The organism is Myxococcus sp. CA023, from assembly GCF_010998615.1.
Lineage (GTDB): Bacteria > Myxococcota > Myxococcia > Myxococcales > Myxococcaceae > Myxococcus.
This window is the reverse complement of sequence record NZ_JAAEAH010000127.1, coordinates 1-16,223: the sequence shown is the minus strand read 5'-3', so window position 1 is coordinate 16,223 and position 16,223 is coordinate 1. Positions and strand designations below refer to the sequence as shown.

Genomic DNA, 16,223 nt, shown 5'->3' with positions numbered 1-16,223 from the left:
CTCCGGAACTACTTGGGCTCTTCGGTGGGCGCCCCCGCCCAGCCGGTGACGGCCGTGGCGGCGGCGCCCACCGAAGAGCCCAAGTAGTTCCGGAGGGCCGGCTCCACGCCCGGCTCCCCACCCTCACCTGCCCGCGGGCCTCGCGGGCAGGGCGCAGTTCTGGAAGACGACACGCGACTCCTCGCGCAGCGCTTGCACGGGCGTTGGGTGCTTTGCCTTCATGTACGCCGAAGCGAGGTTGGCTTCGGTACCGCCCAGCTTGCGAGCCTGCACCGGGTTGCGGTCCGGGTTCTGTCCCGCGTTGCCCAGCGCCGCGCCGTAGCCGTCTCCTCCCTCCAAGATGTACGCGTTCATGGCCACGCGGTAGCGGATGGACGCGTCTTCGCGCGCCGGCAGCGCCACATTCACCCCGCCCACCGTCAGTTCGCGCACGCGCGAGCCTTTCGGCTGGGCGCAGTCCACGCGCAGCGAGCTGCCCTCGGACACGTGAAGGAAGGCGCCGGAAGGCGATGCGATGCTCTGCCCTTCCAGGTACAGCGCGCCCACGGACAGCTCCAGCATGTCCACGAGCTCCTTCTCCGTGAGGTCCACCGTCACGACGAGGTTCTCGAAGAGGATGAGCTCGTGGAGCACGCCATCCGTGAGCGGGCCCTGGCGCAGCTCGGTCCGCGTGACGCACAGACCTTCCTGGCGCAACGAGCCGCCGTTGACGACGCCCAGCACCGCGGGGCGTGAGGAGTCATCCTCCGCGTGCAGGAGGGCATCCGCGACGAGTTGGCCCAGCGCATTGTTGTCGTGCCGCGTGTAGACCTTGTCGAGGAGCACATCGTCGGCCAGGTAGCCCACGACGGCGTCGGGGTCCTCCACCAGGGGCTGGCACGAGTCGTTGTAGGCGATGCAGCCGCCGTGGAAGGCGCCCAGCCCGAAGGTGAGCGCGGCGAAGAGCGAGCGGGAGCGCGGCATCAGTAGTGGGCCCTCACGGTGAGGAATCCGGACATGCCCTCGCGCGGGAGCAGCCCGGGGACACGGTCCGGACGGGGCACGTCGTCGCGAAGGTCATTGTCGAACAGGTTGTGTGCCACCAGGGCCACCTCGAAGTGCTCCAGGATGGGCTCGGTGCGCAGCTGCGCGGTGATGAGGCTGTAGGACGGAATCTTGTAGCGGCGGATGAGCTCCAGCACGGAGCGGCTGTTGTTGCGCCGCTCCGCGCCCGTGCGCACCACCACGTCGAAATTCACATAGGCGCCGATGGGCATCGTCACGCCGGCGTTGAAGCGCGCCTGCGGTGTGTCGGTGAGCAGGCGGGACTGGGCGGGCAGCTCCAGGTCCTCCGCGCGGGAGATGCTGGCGTTGAGCCACGCATACGCGCGCTTGGAGGCCTCCAGCCTGGCCTCCCCCTCCACGCCGTACACACGCACGCCCAGCTCGCGGTTGCGCAGCGGGACGATGTTGCCCGACGTGTCCACGGGGACGATGGGCGAGCCGAAGAGGGCCACGTACGCGTTGGCGCGCAGCCGCACGCGCGCGTCCCCCGCCGCCTGGATGAGGTCCGCGCCCAGCTCGAAGGTGTCCACCGTGGAGGGCTGGAGGCGCGGGTTCCCCTCGAAGCGGCCCTGGTTGTACTCCGTGTCCGGAATGCGCTCGACCAACTCCTGCAGCGTGGGCGCGCGGAAGGCACGCCCGTAGAGGGCCTTGAGCACCAGCGCGTCGGTGGCCGCGAACACCAGCCCCACGCGCGGATTGAGGGTGGGCACGAAGCGGGTGCCGTTGATGGCGCCGGACGCGTCCACGGTAGGCAGCTGGGTGGCGTCCATGCGCACGCCGAACGTGAGGGTGAGCGCGTTGACGACGGTCCACTGGTCCTGCGCGAACAGGCCCACGTTGAGGCGGCGGGACGCGGCGCCGCTCGTCAGGTCCACCATGCCCTCCGGCCGCGCCAGGCCGTCCGGACGCACCTGGGCGTCCAGGGTGTAGTTCGTCACGTAGTCGTATTCACCCAGCGACTGCTGCTCCACCACCGCGCCCAGGGAGAGGCGGTTGTAGGCGCCCAGGGCCACGTCCGCGTCCACGGAGCCGGTGAGCGAGCGCACGGAGACACGGGTCTGCTCCTGCATCCCCTCTTCGAACAGGCGGTTCGTGCCCGTGCCGGCGCTGAAGTCGTGAGGGGTGATCTGGAAGAAGCGGTCGGTGGACTGCTGGTCATACGCAGCCCGCGCGCGGAGCGTCACGTCCGGTCCGAAGGAGCGCTCCCAGGTCAGGTCCGCGAGGAAGACATTCCAGCCCAGCTTGGAGTCCTCGCCCACCGTGTCGAAGAGGCCCACCAGGGCGCTGCGGCGCTCGGTGAGGAAGCGCGCGGAGGCTCCCAGGCGGCCCGCGTCGCCCATGGCGTAGGTGGCGCCCGCGCCCGCGTTGAAGAGGAAGCGATCGTCGCGGGTGCGCCCCGCGGGGTCCGTCACGTCGCGGAGCCCCTGCGAGCGCGTCTCGTCGTCCAGGCCGTCGTTCTCGATGACGGTGGAGTCACCGGCCTGGCTCCACACGTCAATGTCCGCGAAGACGCGCAGGTTCCCGGCGGTGTGCCCCGCGGAGAGGTGTCCGTTCCCCGTGACGGCGAGCCGGTCGTCCTGTCCCGGGTAACCGCCGACGGACACGGTCGTCCGAACGCCGTCCGACGTGTCCGTGACGATGTTGACCACGCCCAGGAAGGCACCGGCGCCATAGAGAGCGGAGCCAGGGCCGCGGATGACCTCCACCCGCTCCAGGTTCTCCACCGGCAGGTTCATCAGCGCCTTGCCATCGAAGAAGCTGTTGAGGCGGTGGCCGTTGAGGAGGAAGAGCACCTCCGCGTCATTGCGCAGGCCACGAATGGCGGTGCGGTGGAAGCCCTGCACATCCCTGCTGACCGACAGGCCGGGCACCACGTCCAGGACGTCCGCCACGGTGCGCGCGCCCAGGGAACGCAGTTGCTGCTGACTGAACGAGGCGCCAATGGCGGGCACCGTCCGCACCGCCGCCTCGTGGCGCGTGGCCAGGGCCAGCGTGTCCTCGGCGCTGTAGAGGGCCAGGTCCTCCTCCAGTTCGGAACGTGGGGTCGCCGGCTCACGCGACGCAGGTGCGCTGCCTGCCGCCGCGGAGGGCCGGGACGGCCGTGCCGGCGACGAAGCCTCCGTGGGCGCATCCTCGGGCACGTCCGCCGTGAGCGCGGCCATGGAGTCGTCCTGCGGCGTCGACGGGGGCGCATCCTTTCGCGGCGCGGATGCCTGCGCGCGGGAGCGCTCAGGCGGAGGCGTGCGCTCGGGAGGCGGCGTACGCTCGGGTGGAGCGGCACGCGGTGGCGTCCGGCTCGGCGGGGGCCGGCGCTCGGGCGGCGGCGTGGGCCGGACGATGGACGCACTGGCCGGCGTCTCGCCGCCCACGAGCACGCGTGCGGGGCGCGAGGCGGACTGGAAGAGCGGTACGCGCTGGCCATCCGCGGTGAGGCCCTCGACGTAGTACTCGATGCCAGGCGGGACGACGTGCTCCGCGGGAATCACGGCCCGGTACAGGTCGCCGTACTCCCGCTCCATGGGGCGGCGGGCGTAGGGCTCGCCCGGGCCTCGGTAGCGCACGTACAGCTCGAGGACGCGGCGGCCTTCCACCAGCGTGCCGTCGACTTGCAGCGCGACGCGCGGCTCGGCGCGTTCCGGTGGGGAATGCAAGAGCCCCGGTTCCTCGGCACGGCCGGGCACCGCCATGACGAGGACCAGGCTGAGGAGGGTCGCGCGAGCGTGTGCGGTCTTCAAGGCTGAGGACCATGGTCCATTGGCCTTCCGCCCCAGTCAAGGAACGCTCCCGACACACGGACGCGCCGTTTTTTTGCCGGGCCTGCGGTGGCGTGCGAGGGATTGCGGCACTCCATGCGCGCTTCGCTCGCCTTGCACCTCGCCCTGTTCCGACGCCAGCGCGCGCAGATTGCCCGAGTGGTTGACGGACAGACGGCATCCTTCCGAACCTACGAGGCCCGCTTCCGGCGGCGCACCTCGGGTTACCGGAGCGTCACGACGCTGCCCGCCGTGTACCAGCAGGTCCAGGCGGCGGACATCGTCTACGTCGGCGACTACCACACGCTCCCGCTCGCGCAGGAGACGTACCTCGCACTGGTGGAGCGGGCGCAGGCCTCGGGCCGCCGCGTCATCATGGCGCTGGAGTGTGTAGAGGGCCGTCACCAGGCCACCGTGGACGCCTGGCGCGCTGGCCGCGTCACCGAGCGCTCCCTGCTGGCGAAGCTGGGACACGGCTCGGGGGTGTGGTCCAATACGCGCGCCCTGTTCTCCTTCGCGCGCAAGCAGAAGCTGGAAGTGGTGGGCATCGACCGCCGGGCGCAGGGTGAGCGCTCGCTGGAACTTCGCGACGCCTACGCCGCCGAACGCATCGCCCGCGCCGCCCGCGCGCCGGACCGGCCGCTGGTCATGGTGCTGGTGGGCCAGTACCACGTGGCGCCCTGCCACCTGCCCGCGCAGGTGGAGCGCGCGCTCGGCACGGAGACGCGCAAGGGGCTGGTCGTGTACCAGAACGCGGAAGGCGTCTGGTGGCGGCTGGCGCGCGAAGGCCGCGTTGGCGCCGCGGAGGCCGTGGAGCTGGCTGACGGCACCCTGTGCCTGATGAACGCCTCGCCCGTGGTGTGCCAGCAGAGCTTCCTGGACTACCTGGAGGCGGAGGGCGGAGACGCCCCGCTGTTGGATCGCGGCGCCGCCGAGCGCTTCCGTGAAATGTCCGCACTGATCGGCCGGCTCGCCGGCGTGCCCGTGGGCCGCTCCCTGGACACGGTGGACGTGGCCACCGCCGCGGACGGCGACGTCCTGGCGCGAATCCAGCGGCGCGGACGCTTCACCCAGGCCGAGCTGACCCAGCTTCGCCGCCACATCCTCTCCCGCGAGAGCAGCTACATCCCCCGCGCGCGGGTGGCCTACCTGGCGTCGCTGTCGCTGAACCACGCGGCGGAGGAAGCGGCGCACTTCGTCCGGCACTGCGCCGTGGGTGACGCCATGGACGCGCCGCGCGGCGCTTCGGAGGCCTTCTACGCGCGCTGCCTGGAAGAGGCGCTGGGCTTCTTCGGCTCGAAGCTGGTGAACCCCCGGCGCACCTGTCTGGGCGTGGCCGAGTGGGCCAAGCGCTTCGGCGAGAGCCGCGGCGTGGAGCGGCAGATCGCCGCCTTCGTGCTGGCCCACAAGGCCACGGAGGCGGAAGCGCCGGAAGAAGCCGTGAAGCTCCTCCCCCTACGCAAGGACCGCCTGTTCCACGGCGTCAGCCACGCCCTGGGCTATCTGCTCGGAGACCGGCTGTACCAGGCCTTCGACAGTGGCCAGGTGGCCAAGGCGGAGGTGCAGGCCCTGTTCCGCGACCCCTTCGTGGACCCGCGCGCGGCCTACTTCGCCTGGGCCGAACGCCTGGGCATCTGAGCCCGGCTACAAATCAACCTGTCCCGAGGGAGGCGGAGGCGCGGCTTCCTCCTCCATGTCGAGCGGGCCGAACGTCCCATCCGGCTTCAGCATCCGCTGCCGCTCCGGCGCTTCGCTCAGCACCCGGATGGCTCCGTCCGGGGTCAAGAAGTAGGCGATGCGGGACGCGGCGTGGATGACCGTGAGCGCGCCCAGCTCCGGGTAGAGCATCAGCGTCGCCAGCTCCGTCTCCAACGGCCCTCCGAAGAGGACGTGGGAGTGGGCCGAGCCCTGGTACAGCTCGCCCTCCGGCCCCGGCTCCAGACTGATGGCGAAGACGCTCTGGTGGAGCCGCACCGCCTCTCGCTGCGTGCGCCCGTCGGGGCTGTAGCGGAAGCGGATGTCCCCGCCGAGATAGAAGCGCATGGAGTCGCGAGTCCCCTGGAGGACATAGACGGTGAGGTCCCCATCCTCCTCCACGAAGACCACCGGATTGATGGCCCCCCGCTCGAAGGCCTCCACCGTGGCCAGCATCGACGTCTTCACCGCACGGGCGACGGGGCTGAAGTCTCCGGGCAGTTCGTTGAGCGGCAACGAAGCCATCTGCTCCGCATCGTCACGCGGAGCCTTGAAGGCATAGGCCGGGGTGAAGGTCCCCGCGTCGTCCACGGTGCCGAAGAGGGAGTACCACCCATCTTCGCGCGGCACCGTGAAGAACCACTCCATGCGCGAGCGGTCCAGCGCGTCCTGGATGAGGAGCCGGTCCGTGGCGAAGATGGCGGCGCGCTCCGCATCGAAGAGGTACTTCGCCCGCGTCTGCACCCGGCGCAGCTCCGCGTCATCCGGAACGGCCACCGTGGACTCCGGGCCCTCGGGCTTCACGCGGCCCGAGCGCGCGCCGCAACCGAAGAAGAGAATGGCGACGGCCAGCAAGGGGAACACGCGCATGAGGACCTCGTCCGCGAAGGCAGGTCCACGCATTCTGCGCCAGCCGCCCACGAGGCGTCACGCCGCGTGCGCCAGCACGGTGCCCGCCACCGCCGGAGGGGTGGCGGCACATCCGCCGCCCGCTTCCCCTGGCGTGCGGCACGGGACTACGTCTTCTGCGGCGCGTTCGCCTGCATGGCCGACTTCACCTTCTCGCGGAAGGCGCGCTTCTTCGACCGCAGCTCCTCCTTCTGCGCGTCGGAGAGCTTGCCGCCCGAGGCTTCACGCTGGGCATGCATCTCCTCGCGCAACTGACGGCCCTCGGCCTTGAACTGATCGGCCTGGGCCTGGGAGAGCCTTCCTTCGGCCACGGCCTTGTCCATCCGGTGCTCCAGGCGGGCCATCTTGTTTCCGTGCTTCTTTCCCTTGTGCCGGTGGTGCCCACCGCACTCCTTACCGTCCGCGGCAGGCGGATTGGCGGACTCGGGCGCGGCCGTCTGGGCCAGCACGGGCGCGGCGATGAACAGCGAGGCGACAGCAACGGAACGCAGGGCGGTCATGAGCTTCATCGTGATTTGCTCCTCAGGGTGACTGAGGCTTCGGGAGCCGGCCTTCCCGTCGCCTCTTGCCCTGAAAAACCCCGCGCGGCGCGAAAGGTTAAATCCGCCCGAGCGGACGCCTTTCGCGCCTGCGTCCCTGCCCCACGCCCTACCGCGCCGGGAGCTTCATCGCGCGGGTGGCGATGAAGCCGTTGTAGTACTGCGACAGGGCATCTTCCGGACCGAACGAGTCCTCGAAGAGGCCGATGATGGCGAGCCCCGCATCCGCCTGACCGCCAAGCTGGTCCTCCAAGGAGTGCCCCACGCAGAGCGGCTCGCCCACGTCCGTGAAGCGGCGACGCTCCTCGTCGGACAGGCTGGTGAAATCCGAATAAGGCATCCGGTACTTCAACGTGAAGATGCCCTGCTTCTCCAACGCCAGGTCGAACAGGTAGTTCACGGGATTGGTGAAGCCGGTCAGCAGCACGCCGCCGGGGCGCAGCACCCGCGCCGCCTCACGCCACACGGGGCGCACCGCGTCCACGAAGGAGTTGGAGCACGGGTGGAAGATGAGGTCGAAGCTCGCGTCCTCGAAGGCGGAGAGGTCGCGCATGTCGCCCTCCACCAGCCGCAGCTCCAAGCCCTCGCGCTCCGCCACCATGCGGTCCTGGCCGAGCTGCGCGGGCGAGTTGTCCAGCACCGACACCCGGGCGCCCGCCGCCGCCAGCACCGGGGCCTGCTGTCCACCCGAGCCCGCGAGGCACAGGATGTCCTTGCCCCTCACGTCACCGAACCACTCGCGCGGCACCGGCTTCGTGGGGGTGAGGACGATGCTCCACTCGCCCTTGCGTGCCGCGGCGATGACTTCCGGGCTGACGGGAAGCGTCCACTTGTTGCCCGTGGCCACCTGACGGTTCCACGCCTCGCGGTTGTACGCCCGCACGTCCAATTCAGTCGTCATGTAGCACCCTTCCTTCCATGCCTCCGGCGACAGTGACGACTTCACCCGTCACATGTCCGGAGATTCGGTCCGACGCGAGCGACACCACCGCCCGCGCCACGTCCACCGGCTGCGCCACCTTGCGCAGCGGCATCGTCCGCGTGACGCGTTCAACGAAGCCCGGCTGGGCCAGTTTGTCGCGGCTGCGGTCCACCGCCGTCCATCCCGGGCACACGACGTTGACGCGGCCCAGGGGTGCGATGCGACCCAATTCGTTCTTGAGGCTCTTGAGGAAGCCACTCGCCAGCGCGCCCTTGGCGGCGGCGTAGTCAGCGTGTCCTGCTTCACCGAACAGCCCCGCCGTGGAGCTGATGATGACGATGTTGCCCGTCTTCGTGGTGGCCACGTGCCGGAGGAAGGCGCGGCAGCACAGGAAGACGCTGTCCAGGTTCTCCGCCAGCGTGCGGCGCCAACGCGCCAGGGACATCTCCCAGACGGGTTCATCCGGGGCGGGCCAGACGCCCGCGTTGCACACCAGCACGTCCAACCGCCCCAGCGCGGCCACCGCCGCGGGAACCAGCGCGTCCACGTCGGCCTCCACCGTCAGGTCCGCGCGCAGCGCAGCGCCGCCGACGTCGCGTGCCAGCGCATGGGCCTTCTCGGTACTGGAGTGGTGGTGCACCGCCACCTTCGCGCCTTCTTCCGCGAAGGTATGGACCAGGGCGGTGCCGATTCCTCCGGCACCGCCCGTGACCAGGACGCCTCTGCCCTGCAGCTCCGTGTCCATCCGGGTGTTCTCCTCGGGTCGTGCCTTCACGGGGCCGCTTCGCGGCGGAGTCCCGGGCACACCGGTGGCGTCCGGCGGCTCATGACGAGAAAAGGCCCCGACGCCTGACAAGAGCCCGTCCATGGACATGAAGGCCAGCGGAAAAATCCGCCCTGCCCCCCCCCCGCACCGGGACCGGCTTCCTCCCCGCGCCATATTCATGTTTATCTAATCATAACCTTTTCAGGTCTATATCAAGGAGTCGCCATTGGCCTCGCACCGCCTCACGACCACCCCCCAGGACGAACCTTCCATCTTCACGTTCGAACGGCGGCACGTTCTCTTCTCGGTGGAGCACACGCGGTTCGAGTTCGTCCGCATGCTGGAGCGCCGGGCCAACGGCGAGGAGTTGCTCCTGGCCGAGCGCTACCAGCGACACGGGCTCGCCGGCCCCGTCGTCATCAAGCGCGTGCGCAGCCCCGCGAGCTCCGCGCGCCGGCACCGGCTGGTGGAGGAAGTGCAGCTCGCCTACCGCCTCCACCACCCCACGATCGCGCAGGTGCACTACTTCAAGATTCACCGGGGCAAGCCGTACATCATCATGGAGCACGTGGACGGGCCGTCGCTGGAGACCGTGCTGGACCTCATGGCCATGCGGGGGAAGCCCGTGTCCCTGGCCTTCGCGCTCCACGTCGCCGCGGAGCTGGCGGACGCCCTGCACCACGCCCACTCGCTCAAGGACGCGCAGGGCCGGTTCCTGGGACTGATTCATCGCGACGTCAGTCCCCGCAACGTGCGGGTGGCGCGCACGGGCGAGGTGAAGCTGACGCACTTTGGCGTGGCCTATTCGCACCTGGTCGGCCGGGAGGAGACGGCGGAGGCGCTGCTCAAGGGCGACGTGGCCTATGCGTCTCCGGAGTACCTCGCGGGCAAGACACTGACCGCCGCCTCGGACCTCTTCTCACTGGGGCTGGTGCTGTTGGAGCTGGCCACGGGGCGGCACCTGTTCGCGGCCGCGGCGGATGCGTTGGAGCCACCGCGTGCGAAGTCGCGTGAGCTGCGCCTGGAGGAGCCCCCTTCCCTGCCGCTCACACAGATGCTGATGCTGCTGGAGGACCATGGTCCACAGGACGTGGAGCGAGCCGCCGCGAGCCTGCCGCCCAAGGTGCGCGCCGTCCTTCAAGGGATGCTGCACAAGGATGCGACGAAGCGCTTCGGCTCGGCGGAGGCGCTGTGCGAGGCACTTCGGGAATGCCTCGTCCAGGAAGTCCGTCGCACCGGCCGCCCCTTCGGCAGGGCCGACATGGCCGCGGAGCTGACGCGGCTCATCAGCGACGCCAGCGCGGTACGCGACGAGGTCGAGCTGCTCGACGAGAGTCTCTTCCCATCGGGCCTCGAGTCCCATGAACTGTCGGGGCGGGGCCCCAAGGACGCCTGAAGCCGGGCCCTGGTGCTAGCGGGACAGGGCGCTCGCCATCACGACGAGCGCCTTGAGCTTCTCTTCGTCCAGCGTCTCCGAAAGCGTCATCAGCCGCCGTTGCAGCGAGGACTGCTTCTGCGTGCCCGCGCGGCCCTCCCGGGCGAGGCCCAGCAGTTCATCCGTGGAGGTCCGCAGCACCATGGCCACCTTCCGGAGCGTGGACACACGCGGCAACATCTTCCCCCGCTCCATCCGGCTGTAGACCATGGGGTGCATGTCCAACAGCGCCGCCACTTCCACCTGCGTCAACCCCAGCCGCGCTCGCGCCTCGCGCACGGCCTTTCCAAAAGTCGCTCCCAGTTCTTCGTCCATGGCTCGTCCGGAAGCCTAACCCAAACCCCGGGGGCCGCCGAGTGGATGGCGCGGCCCTAAACCCTTCAGGGCCATGTAAGGCCAAGCACTTTCATCTTCCCTGGCAGTAGCGAGAACGGCATCCTCCCGGCGGGGTCCTGCTGGCGTCTGGTGACACTTCAGGTGGGGCCCGCCGGGTGGGAAGCCCCTGGGAGACGGCATGGCGGAAGCGCAGAGGCGAGAAGATTCGCCGGGGACACGCATCGCGGGCTTCACCCTTGGCAAGCGGCTGGGCAGCGGCGCGTGCGGCGACGTGTACCTCGCGATGCGCGACGGCGAGGAGGTCGCGCTCAAGCTCCAGTACCTCCACCGGATGGCGGGGTGGCCCGAGCGCGAGTGCGCCATCCTCCTGCGCCTGCGCCACCCCAACGTGGTGGCCTTTCGCGCCTGCGGCAAGTTCCCAGGCGTGGAGCCCCGGTTGTTCTACCTGGCGATGGAGTGCGTGCGAGGACGGACCCTGCACCAGTGGGTGGAAGAGGAGAACCCCAGCGCTCGACAGGTGGCACGGCTGCTGCGCGGCATGGCCCTGGGGTTGGAGGCCACGCACGCGGCGGGGGTCGTGCACCGCGACCTCAAGGAATCCAACGTCATGGTGCGGGAGCCGGACGGTGAGCCCGTCCTGGTGGACTTCGGCGTGGGCGACTTCGCCGGAGCCCCCCGCCTCACCCAGGGCGTCCTGCCGCCGGGAACCATGCGCTATCGCAGCCCGGAGGCGCTGGCGTTTCGCAGGGCCAGCAGCGCGGCCACGGACACCCGATACCGGTGCGGGCCAGCGGATGACGTCTACGCGCTCGGCGTCATCTTCTATTGGATGCTCACTGGCCGCCCTCCCTTCCTGGAGGTGGTGACCCCCACGGAAATCGAGGCCATCATTTCCGAGGCGCCTCGCGCTCCCCACACGGTGAATCCGCGCGTGCCACCGGCGCTGAGCGAACTGTGTCTGCGGCTGCTGGCCAAGGCCCCCGAAGCCCGAGGGAGCGCGGAGGCTCTGAGCGCAGACGTCGAGCGGGCACTCGCAGCCGCCGACGCGGCGTGGGACGCGCCTCTGTGCGAATGGCGGCAGGCTGCGGAAACACCCGGCCCCGACGCCGGGTCCGAGGACGACAATGACGCCGCGCTGGCGATGTGGGTCGAGGCAGGTGACGCCCGCTGGGCCTCGCCCAGGCGCGGGCCCCTGCCACACAAGCCGCCGCTGGAAATACGTGCCCCCGAAGCCTCGGCGCCACGAACGCCTGCGCGCGAACGTGCGGCTCGCTGGGCCGTGATGCTCGCCGGGCTGGCGTGTGCGGTGGGTGCATGGCTCTGGGTAGCGACACCCACGATTGGTGGCGTGGGCAATCCCATCCGGGAAGTGGCTTTGCCCGGTAGCCCGCCGGAAAGTGAGCAGGCCGCGCCCCTGCCCAGTCCCGGGCCCACCCTCGCGGCCGTCACCGCCGAGGTGACGCACCCGAAGAAGGAAGTGCTCCTCGTGAAGCAAATGCCCGACAGCGTGACGACTCCCCAGCAGCCCGCCTCCAGCGCGCGGGCCCTCAAGGCAGCGGCCCGGACGATGGTGGCCGTCGCCGCCTGCTCGGGCCTGGGCTGCCCCAGCGGCCCGCAGGTGCGTCCGGCGCCTCCCGGCGAACCTTGTCCCCCCGGCGCGGTGGAAGCCATGAAGCGGGCCGGTATTCGCATCGGCGACGCCACCAGCCTCGCCTTCGTCGACGACAAGCGTTTTGGAGAGCCCGTTCCCGTTCGCGAAGGCCGCGTCCAGGTCGAACTCGGTACAAACTTCGGCCCCCTGACCTCGGGAAAAGCAGTGGGCGAACTCATCTTCGCCGACCGCGTCTATGGCCGCTTCACCCAGGCCTACACCCGTGGAGGTGACTTCATCCCCGTGTGCCTGGAGATGGTCGAACAGTACGGAGTACGCGGCATCCGGCGGAAGGGCGGCGACCCAGGCCCAGGCATCGCCACGGTCAGCAACACCGCCGTGCTCTACGCCGTGAATCGCTTCGAATAGTGACCTCCGCCAACGGCTTGTTCCGCCCACCAGGGAAGTGATTGTCCGTGCCCACGCCACTGCCCATTCCTCTTGCTCTCGCTTTCCTGCTGGCGGAGGCGCCCACGCGCGCCCAGCCCGCCTCCTGTCGGGAGCCGACGGAACGCCCCGTTGAGCTGGGCGCGGAGCGGTGCGGCCGGCCACCCGAAATCCGGGTCGGAGAAGGTGTCGCCACGGTGCTCCGCTTCGACACCCCCCTGATGCGCGCGGAGGCGTCCGGACCGGGACGATTCCGTCAGGTGGTGGACCGGGAACTCCTCATCATGGTGCCCGAGGAGCCAGTAGCCGACGAGTCCCGCGCCACGCTGACCGTCTACTTCGCAGATGGAGCGGTCCCCACCCAGGCCACGCTTCAACTCGTCATGGAGACGCCCGCACGGGCAGAACGGCAGGTGGAGATCTTCCGTCGAGCGCGCACGGCAGCCTCCTTCCAGCGAGAGCTGCTGGAGACGCGGCGGGTGCTTCAGGAAGTGCGCGAGGAGAATGCGCAGCTGCGAACAGCGCAGGCACGCCCCGGTGGCTTGATGGGGCTGCGGCTGAGTGGAGACATGGGCCGCACCGGCGTCGCCGCAAGAGAGTTCCTGGACGTCCGAGAGCACGCGAAGAACAGCCTGGTGCTCCGTTCCGGCCTGACCTTCCGGGCCAAGAGCATTCTGGTGGTGGTGGGCCTGAAGAACCCGCTGGGCGCGAAGCCCTGGCAGGCCGCCGGCGCGGCACTGGTGGGGCCGGATGGCGCGGAGTTGAAAGTCGCGCGGGTGTGGGCACCCGACATCCTCAACCCCGGCGACGAAATGGACGTCCTGGTGGAGACCGACCCCGTGGAAGGCGCGCCCCGAGGCCCCTTCACCCTGACGCTGTGGGCAGAGGATGGCAAGCGCCCCATCATCCTCGGCAACATCGAGTTCCCGTGAGCTGACGGGGCGGCCAGGTGTTGCGTAACAGCTCGCCGCGCCCCGTCTGGACGGGGCGAGGATGAGCCCGCCGGGCATTGAAGCACGGCGCGGTGGCGTCAGTCGGAGCTGGCCGGGAGCGTGACGGTACCGGGATTCTCGATGGCGGCAAGGGCGGCGCGCAGCAGGTAGCATCCCGGGTCTTCACCGCGCAGGCGAGCCGTTTCCCCCAAGCAGGGGCGAGGCCGGAGCCGGAGGAAGAGAGCCCGTCCTTTGCCGCGACGAGGGAGGAGCCGAAGAAGGAGCGCACACCACGATTGGACTCTCGCCAGGCTGCTACGCAGGACGGAAAGAGCTGGACGTGTTCGCTTGCTCGAAGTGTCGAAACAGGAGATGCGCTCATCCAGCGCGCCTTCGCCGCCCTTTCAAAATGTCTCGAGGAAGGTCTTCATCTCGCGCAGCACCTCGTCATGGTTGGTGAGCCAGACGTAGTGCCGCGCGTGCTCGAGCTTGATGCCCTTCCAGTTCGGCAGGCTCATCACGCTCAGCATTTCGGCGTCCCGCTGGTGCGCCCTGGCGCTCAGGGTCCTCAACTTCTCCTGCACGGGAAGGTCCATTTGGGAGAAGCCTGGGATGTCCTCCACCCGCCCGAACCGAGGCTGATCCACGTAGAGGAAGAGCACGGGCGCCGTCACGGCCGCGAAGTCCACCTTCGAGAAACCCTTCATCACCCGCTCCTCCGCGTGCGGCCACTTGCGGTCGCGCAGGTAGTGCCCGGTCTTCGGATCGAACTCGTTCGCCTCGTCGATCTCGTGCGCGGGGAACGCTCCTCCGACGTCACGCGCGACCGCGGCGGCGAGCGCGGCGCGTGAGGCCACGTCCTCGGGAGCGGGCTCGCTCGGAGGAGGCATGGGCAGGACCGAAAGGAGCTCCGCCAGCAGGTCACCGTTGATCCTCACGTCCAGGTAGACCACCTTCTCCACGCGCTCCGGGTGATGGGTTGCCACCCAGGTGAGCTCTGGCCCGGCGGCGGAGTGGCCCACGAATGACGCCTTCGCGATTCCCAGCCCCTCCAGCACCCGGACGACGTCCTCGCCCAGGGTGGCGGTGTCGTAGCCCTGCTCGGGCCAGCTCGACGAGCCAATCCCCCGGCGGGTGACGGCGTAGACGTGATGGGCCGCGGTGAACTCCGGCGCGAAGGTGTCGAACACGTGGCCCGTGTTGCCCAGGCCCGACAGGAAGACGAGCGCGGGTCCCTGGCCTCCGAAGTCGAGCAGCTCGAGCTCGACCCCCTCGGCCACCTTCACCCGCTTCACCTGATGCAACGCGCTGGAGTCGGCAGAAGCCGGGACCGGGACGGACTTCGTCGTCACACAGGCGAACAGCGGCAAGCAGAGGAGGAGGAGTTTTCGCATGGACTGACTCAACTACAGGAATGCGGAGACCACCAGGGAAGCCCATGGGTAACAGCTCGCCGCGCCCCATCTGGACGGGGCGTGGATGAGCCCCCGCCCGGCTTCGATGGGCGCGGTGGTGTCAGTCGGAGCTGGACGGGAGCGTGACGGTGCCGGGAGTCTCGATGGCGGCGAGCGCAGCGTGCAGCAGGTAGCGCCCCGGGTCCTCACCGCGCAGGCGGGCCGTCTCAATCAGCGAGTAGAAGAGGGCCGCCACCTCGGTGCCGCGCAGCGACTTGGAGCCGTAGTGATTCTTGCGGCCCACCACCATGTCGCGCAGCTGCCGCTCCACCAGGTTGTTGTCCAGCGGCACCCATGGGTTGGAGAGGAAGACGGTCAGCCCACTCCACAGCTCCAGCATGTACTCGAGCGCCTTGCGCAGAGCACTGCCTGGCAGCGAGCGCTGGGCCAGCGCCCACTCGCGGATGGCAGCCACCAGCGGAGCGGACTTCTCCTGTCGCACCGCGAGCCGTTGCGCCAGTGCCGCGGCCTGTTGCTCCCCCTGCAGTACGTGCGGTTGTGGTAGGTCGGCCTCAATGGCATACAGCTGGCCAATGAGCGACAGCACCTCGGCGCACACGGGGGCCACTCTCTCGGCCTCCACGAATTTGCGTCGCACGTGGGCCCAGCAAAACACCAGGGAGCAGGAGGCTGGCCCATCCGCTCCAGGCTTCGTCACCGTCTGGTAGGCGGCGTAGCCATCCACCATGACGACGCCCGCGTAGTCACCGAGTACCAGCTTCGCGGTGGCCCCGGAGCGACTGGGCAGAATCCGGTGGTGCACCGCGTCCGCACAGGCCACCGTCCACGCGTACCACTTCTTCCCCGGTCCCTTGTTCAGCATGTACCAGTGCGTCTCGTCCGCGTGGATGAGCGGGGAGGAGAAGACAACCGCGGGCAGCGCCTCGTAGCTGGGCTGCAGGTGGTGGGCCAGCGCGTTGAGCTGGTCCCAGAGCGTCTGGCTGTCCACCACCAGGCCCTCGCGCTGAAACATGCGCTCCTGGCGCGCCAGTGGCAGGTGGAAGCCATACTGCTGCTCCACCAGGGCGCTCAGCCCGTCGAAGCCCTTGCGCATGTCCACGGGCGCCGCACAGGCGTACACGCGCACCGCCCGCGTGAGCGTCAGCACGCCAGCCTCCGCAGCAACTGCGCCGCTTCCTCCAGGCCCAGTCCCTCCACGCGCCAGCCCTGCGGTGACACTACTGCGAAGGTAGTCGCCACTGGCGAGGGCGCGTGCTGCTTCGGCGGGTGCACCACCACGGGTGAAGTTGCCCCGGTACCGCAGAGCGTTCCACGCTTTCGCCCTCAAGCGGCAGCGCGGTGCTTCTTCTCGTAACCAGCGGGTGACTCGTAGTCGAGCGCGGAGTGGCGCCGGAGCGGATTGTACCAGCCCTCGATGAAGCGGAAGACGGCCATCCGCG

General features: G+C 69.6%; 13 protein-coding genes. 4 read left to right on the top strand and 9 right to left on the bottom strand.

The window, feature by feature from the left end:
• Positions 1–123: 123 nt before the first annotated feature.
• Both F8M74_RS35560 and F8M74_RS35555 read right to left on the bottom strand, forming a co-directional pair.
• Positions 124–963, bottom strand: coding sequence for a 5'-nucleotidase C-terminal domain-containing protein (locus F8M74_RS35560; RefSeq protein ID WP_141258875.1), 840 nt, complete (start codon positions 961–963; stop codon positions 124–126).
• Positions 963–3,779 (bottom strand): TonB-dependent siderophore receptor, encoded by a 2,817-nt coding sequence (locus tag F8M74_RS35555; RefSeq protein WP_141258874.1) that lies wholly within the window; start codon positions 3,777–3,779, stop codon positions 963–965. Before F8M74_RS35555 ends, F8M74_RS35560 begins: the two co-directional genes overlap by 1 nt.
• Positions 3,780–3,893: 114 nt before the next feature.
• Between F8M74_RS35555 and F8M74_RS35550 the strand changes: the two genes are divergently transcribed.
• A complete protein-coding gene (locus F8M74_RS35550) occupies positions 3,894–5,435 on the top strand; it encodes a ChaN family lipoprotein (protein WP_163884713.1) in 1,542 nt (513 codons plus the stop codon).
• Between the two features lie 6 nt (positions 5,436–5,441).
• Here the strand turns inward: F8M74_RS35550 and F8M74_RS35545 are convergent, their stop codons facing one another.
• From F8M74_RS35545 to F8M74_RS35530, 4 genes are all read right to left on the bottom strand, one after another.
• Complete coding sequence (locus F8M74_RS35545; RefSeq protein WP_228560809.1) at positions 5,442–6,362, bottom strand: hypothetical protein; 921 nt, start codon at positions 6,360–6,362, stop codon at positions 5,442–5,444.
• Positions 6,363–6,508: 146 nt separating this feature from the next.
• Positions 6,509–6,910, bottom strand: a complete 402-nt coding sequence (locus F8M74_RS35540) for a hypothetical protein (RefSeq protein ID WP_141258872.1) — start codon at positions 6,908–6,910, stop codon at positions 6,509–6,511.
• A gap of 139 nt (positions 6,911–7,049) precedes the next feature.
• Positions 7,050–7,841 (bottom strand): class I SAM-dependent methyltransferase, encoded by a 792-nt coding sequence (locus F8M74_RS35535; RefSeq protein WP_141258871.1) that lies wholly within the window; start codon positions 7,839–7,841, stop codon positions 7,050–7,052.
• The gene (locus tag F8M74_RS35530) at positions 7,831–8,607 is read right to left on the bottom strand and encodes an SDR family NAD(P)-dependent oxidoreductase (RefSeq protein WP_141258876.1); all 777 of its coding nucleotides are present in this window, start codon (positions 8,605–8,607) and stop codon (positions 7,831–7,833) included. Before F8M74_RS35530 ends, F8M74_RS35535 begins: the two co-directional genes overlap by 11 nt.
• Positions 8,608–8,854: 247 nt before the next feature.
• Between F8M74_RS35530 and F8M74_RS35525 the strand changes: the two genes are divergently transcribed.
• The gene (locus F8M74_RS35525) at positions 8,855–10,024 is read left to right on the top strand and encodes a serine/threonine-protein kinase (protein WP_141258952.1); all 1,170 of its coding nucleotides are present in this window, start codon (positions 8,855–8,857) and stop codon (positions 10,022–10,024) included.
• 15 nt (positions 10,025–10,039) lie between these two features.
• Here the strand turns inward: F8M74_RS35525 and F8M74_RS35520 are convergent, their stop codons facing one another.
• Complete coding sequence (locus tag F8M74_RS35520; protein WP_141258951.1) at positions 10,040–10,378, bottom strand: helix-turn-helix domain-containing protein; 339 nt, start codon at positions 10,376–10,378, stop codon at positions 10,040–10,042.
• A 199-nt stretch (positions 10,379–10,577) separates the two neighbouring features.
• On the opposite strand from F8M74_RS35520, the gene F8M74_RS35515 reads away from it, so the two are divergent.
• Together F8M74_RS35515 and F8M74_RS35510 are read left to right on the top strand one after the other, a co-directional pair.
• The gene (locus tag F8M74_RS35515; protein WP_141280002.1) at positions 10,578–12,419 is read left to right on the top strand and encodes a serine/threonine-protein kinase; all 1,842 of its coding nucleotides are present in this window, start codon (positions 10,578–10,580) and stop codon (positions 12,417–12,419) included.
• Positions 12,420–12,466: 47 nt separating this feature from the next.
• A complete protein-coding gene (locus F8M74_RS35510) occupies positions 12,467–13,369 on the top strand; it encodes a DUF2381 family protein (RefSeq protein WP_228560807.1) in 903 nt (300 codons plus the stop codon).
• A gap of 404 nt (positions 13,370–13,773) precedes the next feature.
• Here the strand turns inward: F8M74_RS35510 and F8M74_RS35505 are convergent, their stop codons facing one another.
• Both F8M74_RS35505 and F8M74_RS35500 read right to left on the bottom strand, forming a co-directional pair.
• A complete protein-coding gene (locus tag F8M74_RS35505) occupies positions 13,774–14,763 on the bottom strand; it encodes an alpha/beta fold hydrolase (protein ID WP_216620748.1) in 990 nt (329 codons plus the stop codon).
• 121 nt (positions 14,764–14,884) lie between these two features.
• The gene (locus F8M74_RS35500; protein WP_141258948.1) at positions 14,885–15,931 is read right to left on the bottom strand and encodes an IS66 family transposase; all 1,047 of its coding nucleotides are present in this window, start codon (positions 15,929–15,931) and stop codon (positions 14,885–14,887) included.
• Positions 15,932–16,223 lie beyond the last annotated feature (292 nt).

Excerpts from the sequence above, each read along its gene's own strand:
- F8M74_RS35560 (WP_141258875.1), bottom strand. The coding sequence starts at position 963 with ATGCCGCGCTCCCGCTCGCTCTTCGCCGCGCTCACCTTCGGGCTGGGC.
- F8M74_RS35550 (WP_163884713.1), top strand. The coding sequence starts at position 3,894 with ATGCGCGCTTCGCTCGCCTTGCACCTCGCCCTGTTCCGACGCCAGCGC.
- F8M74_RS35545 (WP_228560809.1), bottom strand. The coding sequence starts at position 6,362 with ATGCGCGTGTTCCCCTTGCTGGCCGTCGCCATTCTCTTCTTCGGTTGC.
- F8M74_RS35540 (WP_141258872.1), bottom strand. The coding sequence starts at position 6,910 with ATGAAGCTCATGACCGCCCTGCGTTCCGTTGCTGTCGCCTCGCTGTTC.
- F8M74_RS35535 (WP_141258871.1), bottom strand. The coding sequence starts at position 7,841 with ATGACGACTGAATTGGACGTGCGGGCGTACAACCGCGAGGCGTGGAAC.
- F8M74_RS35530 (WP_141258876.1), bottom strand. The coding sequence starts at position 8,607 with ATGGACACGGAGCTGCAGGGCAGAGGCGTCCTGGTCACGGGCGGTGCC.
- F8M74_RS35520 (WP_141258951.1), bottom strand. The coding sequence starts at position 10,378 with ATGGACGAAGAACTGGGAGCGACTTTTGGAAAGGCCGTGCGCGAGGCG.
- F8M74_RS35515 (WP_141280002.1), top strand. The coding sequence starts at position 10,578 with ATGGCGGAAGCGCAGAGGCGAGAAGATTCGCCGGGGACACGCATCGCG.
- F8M74_RS35505 (WP_216620748.1), bottom strand. The coding sequence starts at position 14,763 with ATGCGAAAACTCCTCCTCCTCTGCTTGCCGCTGTTCGCCTGTGTGACG.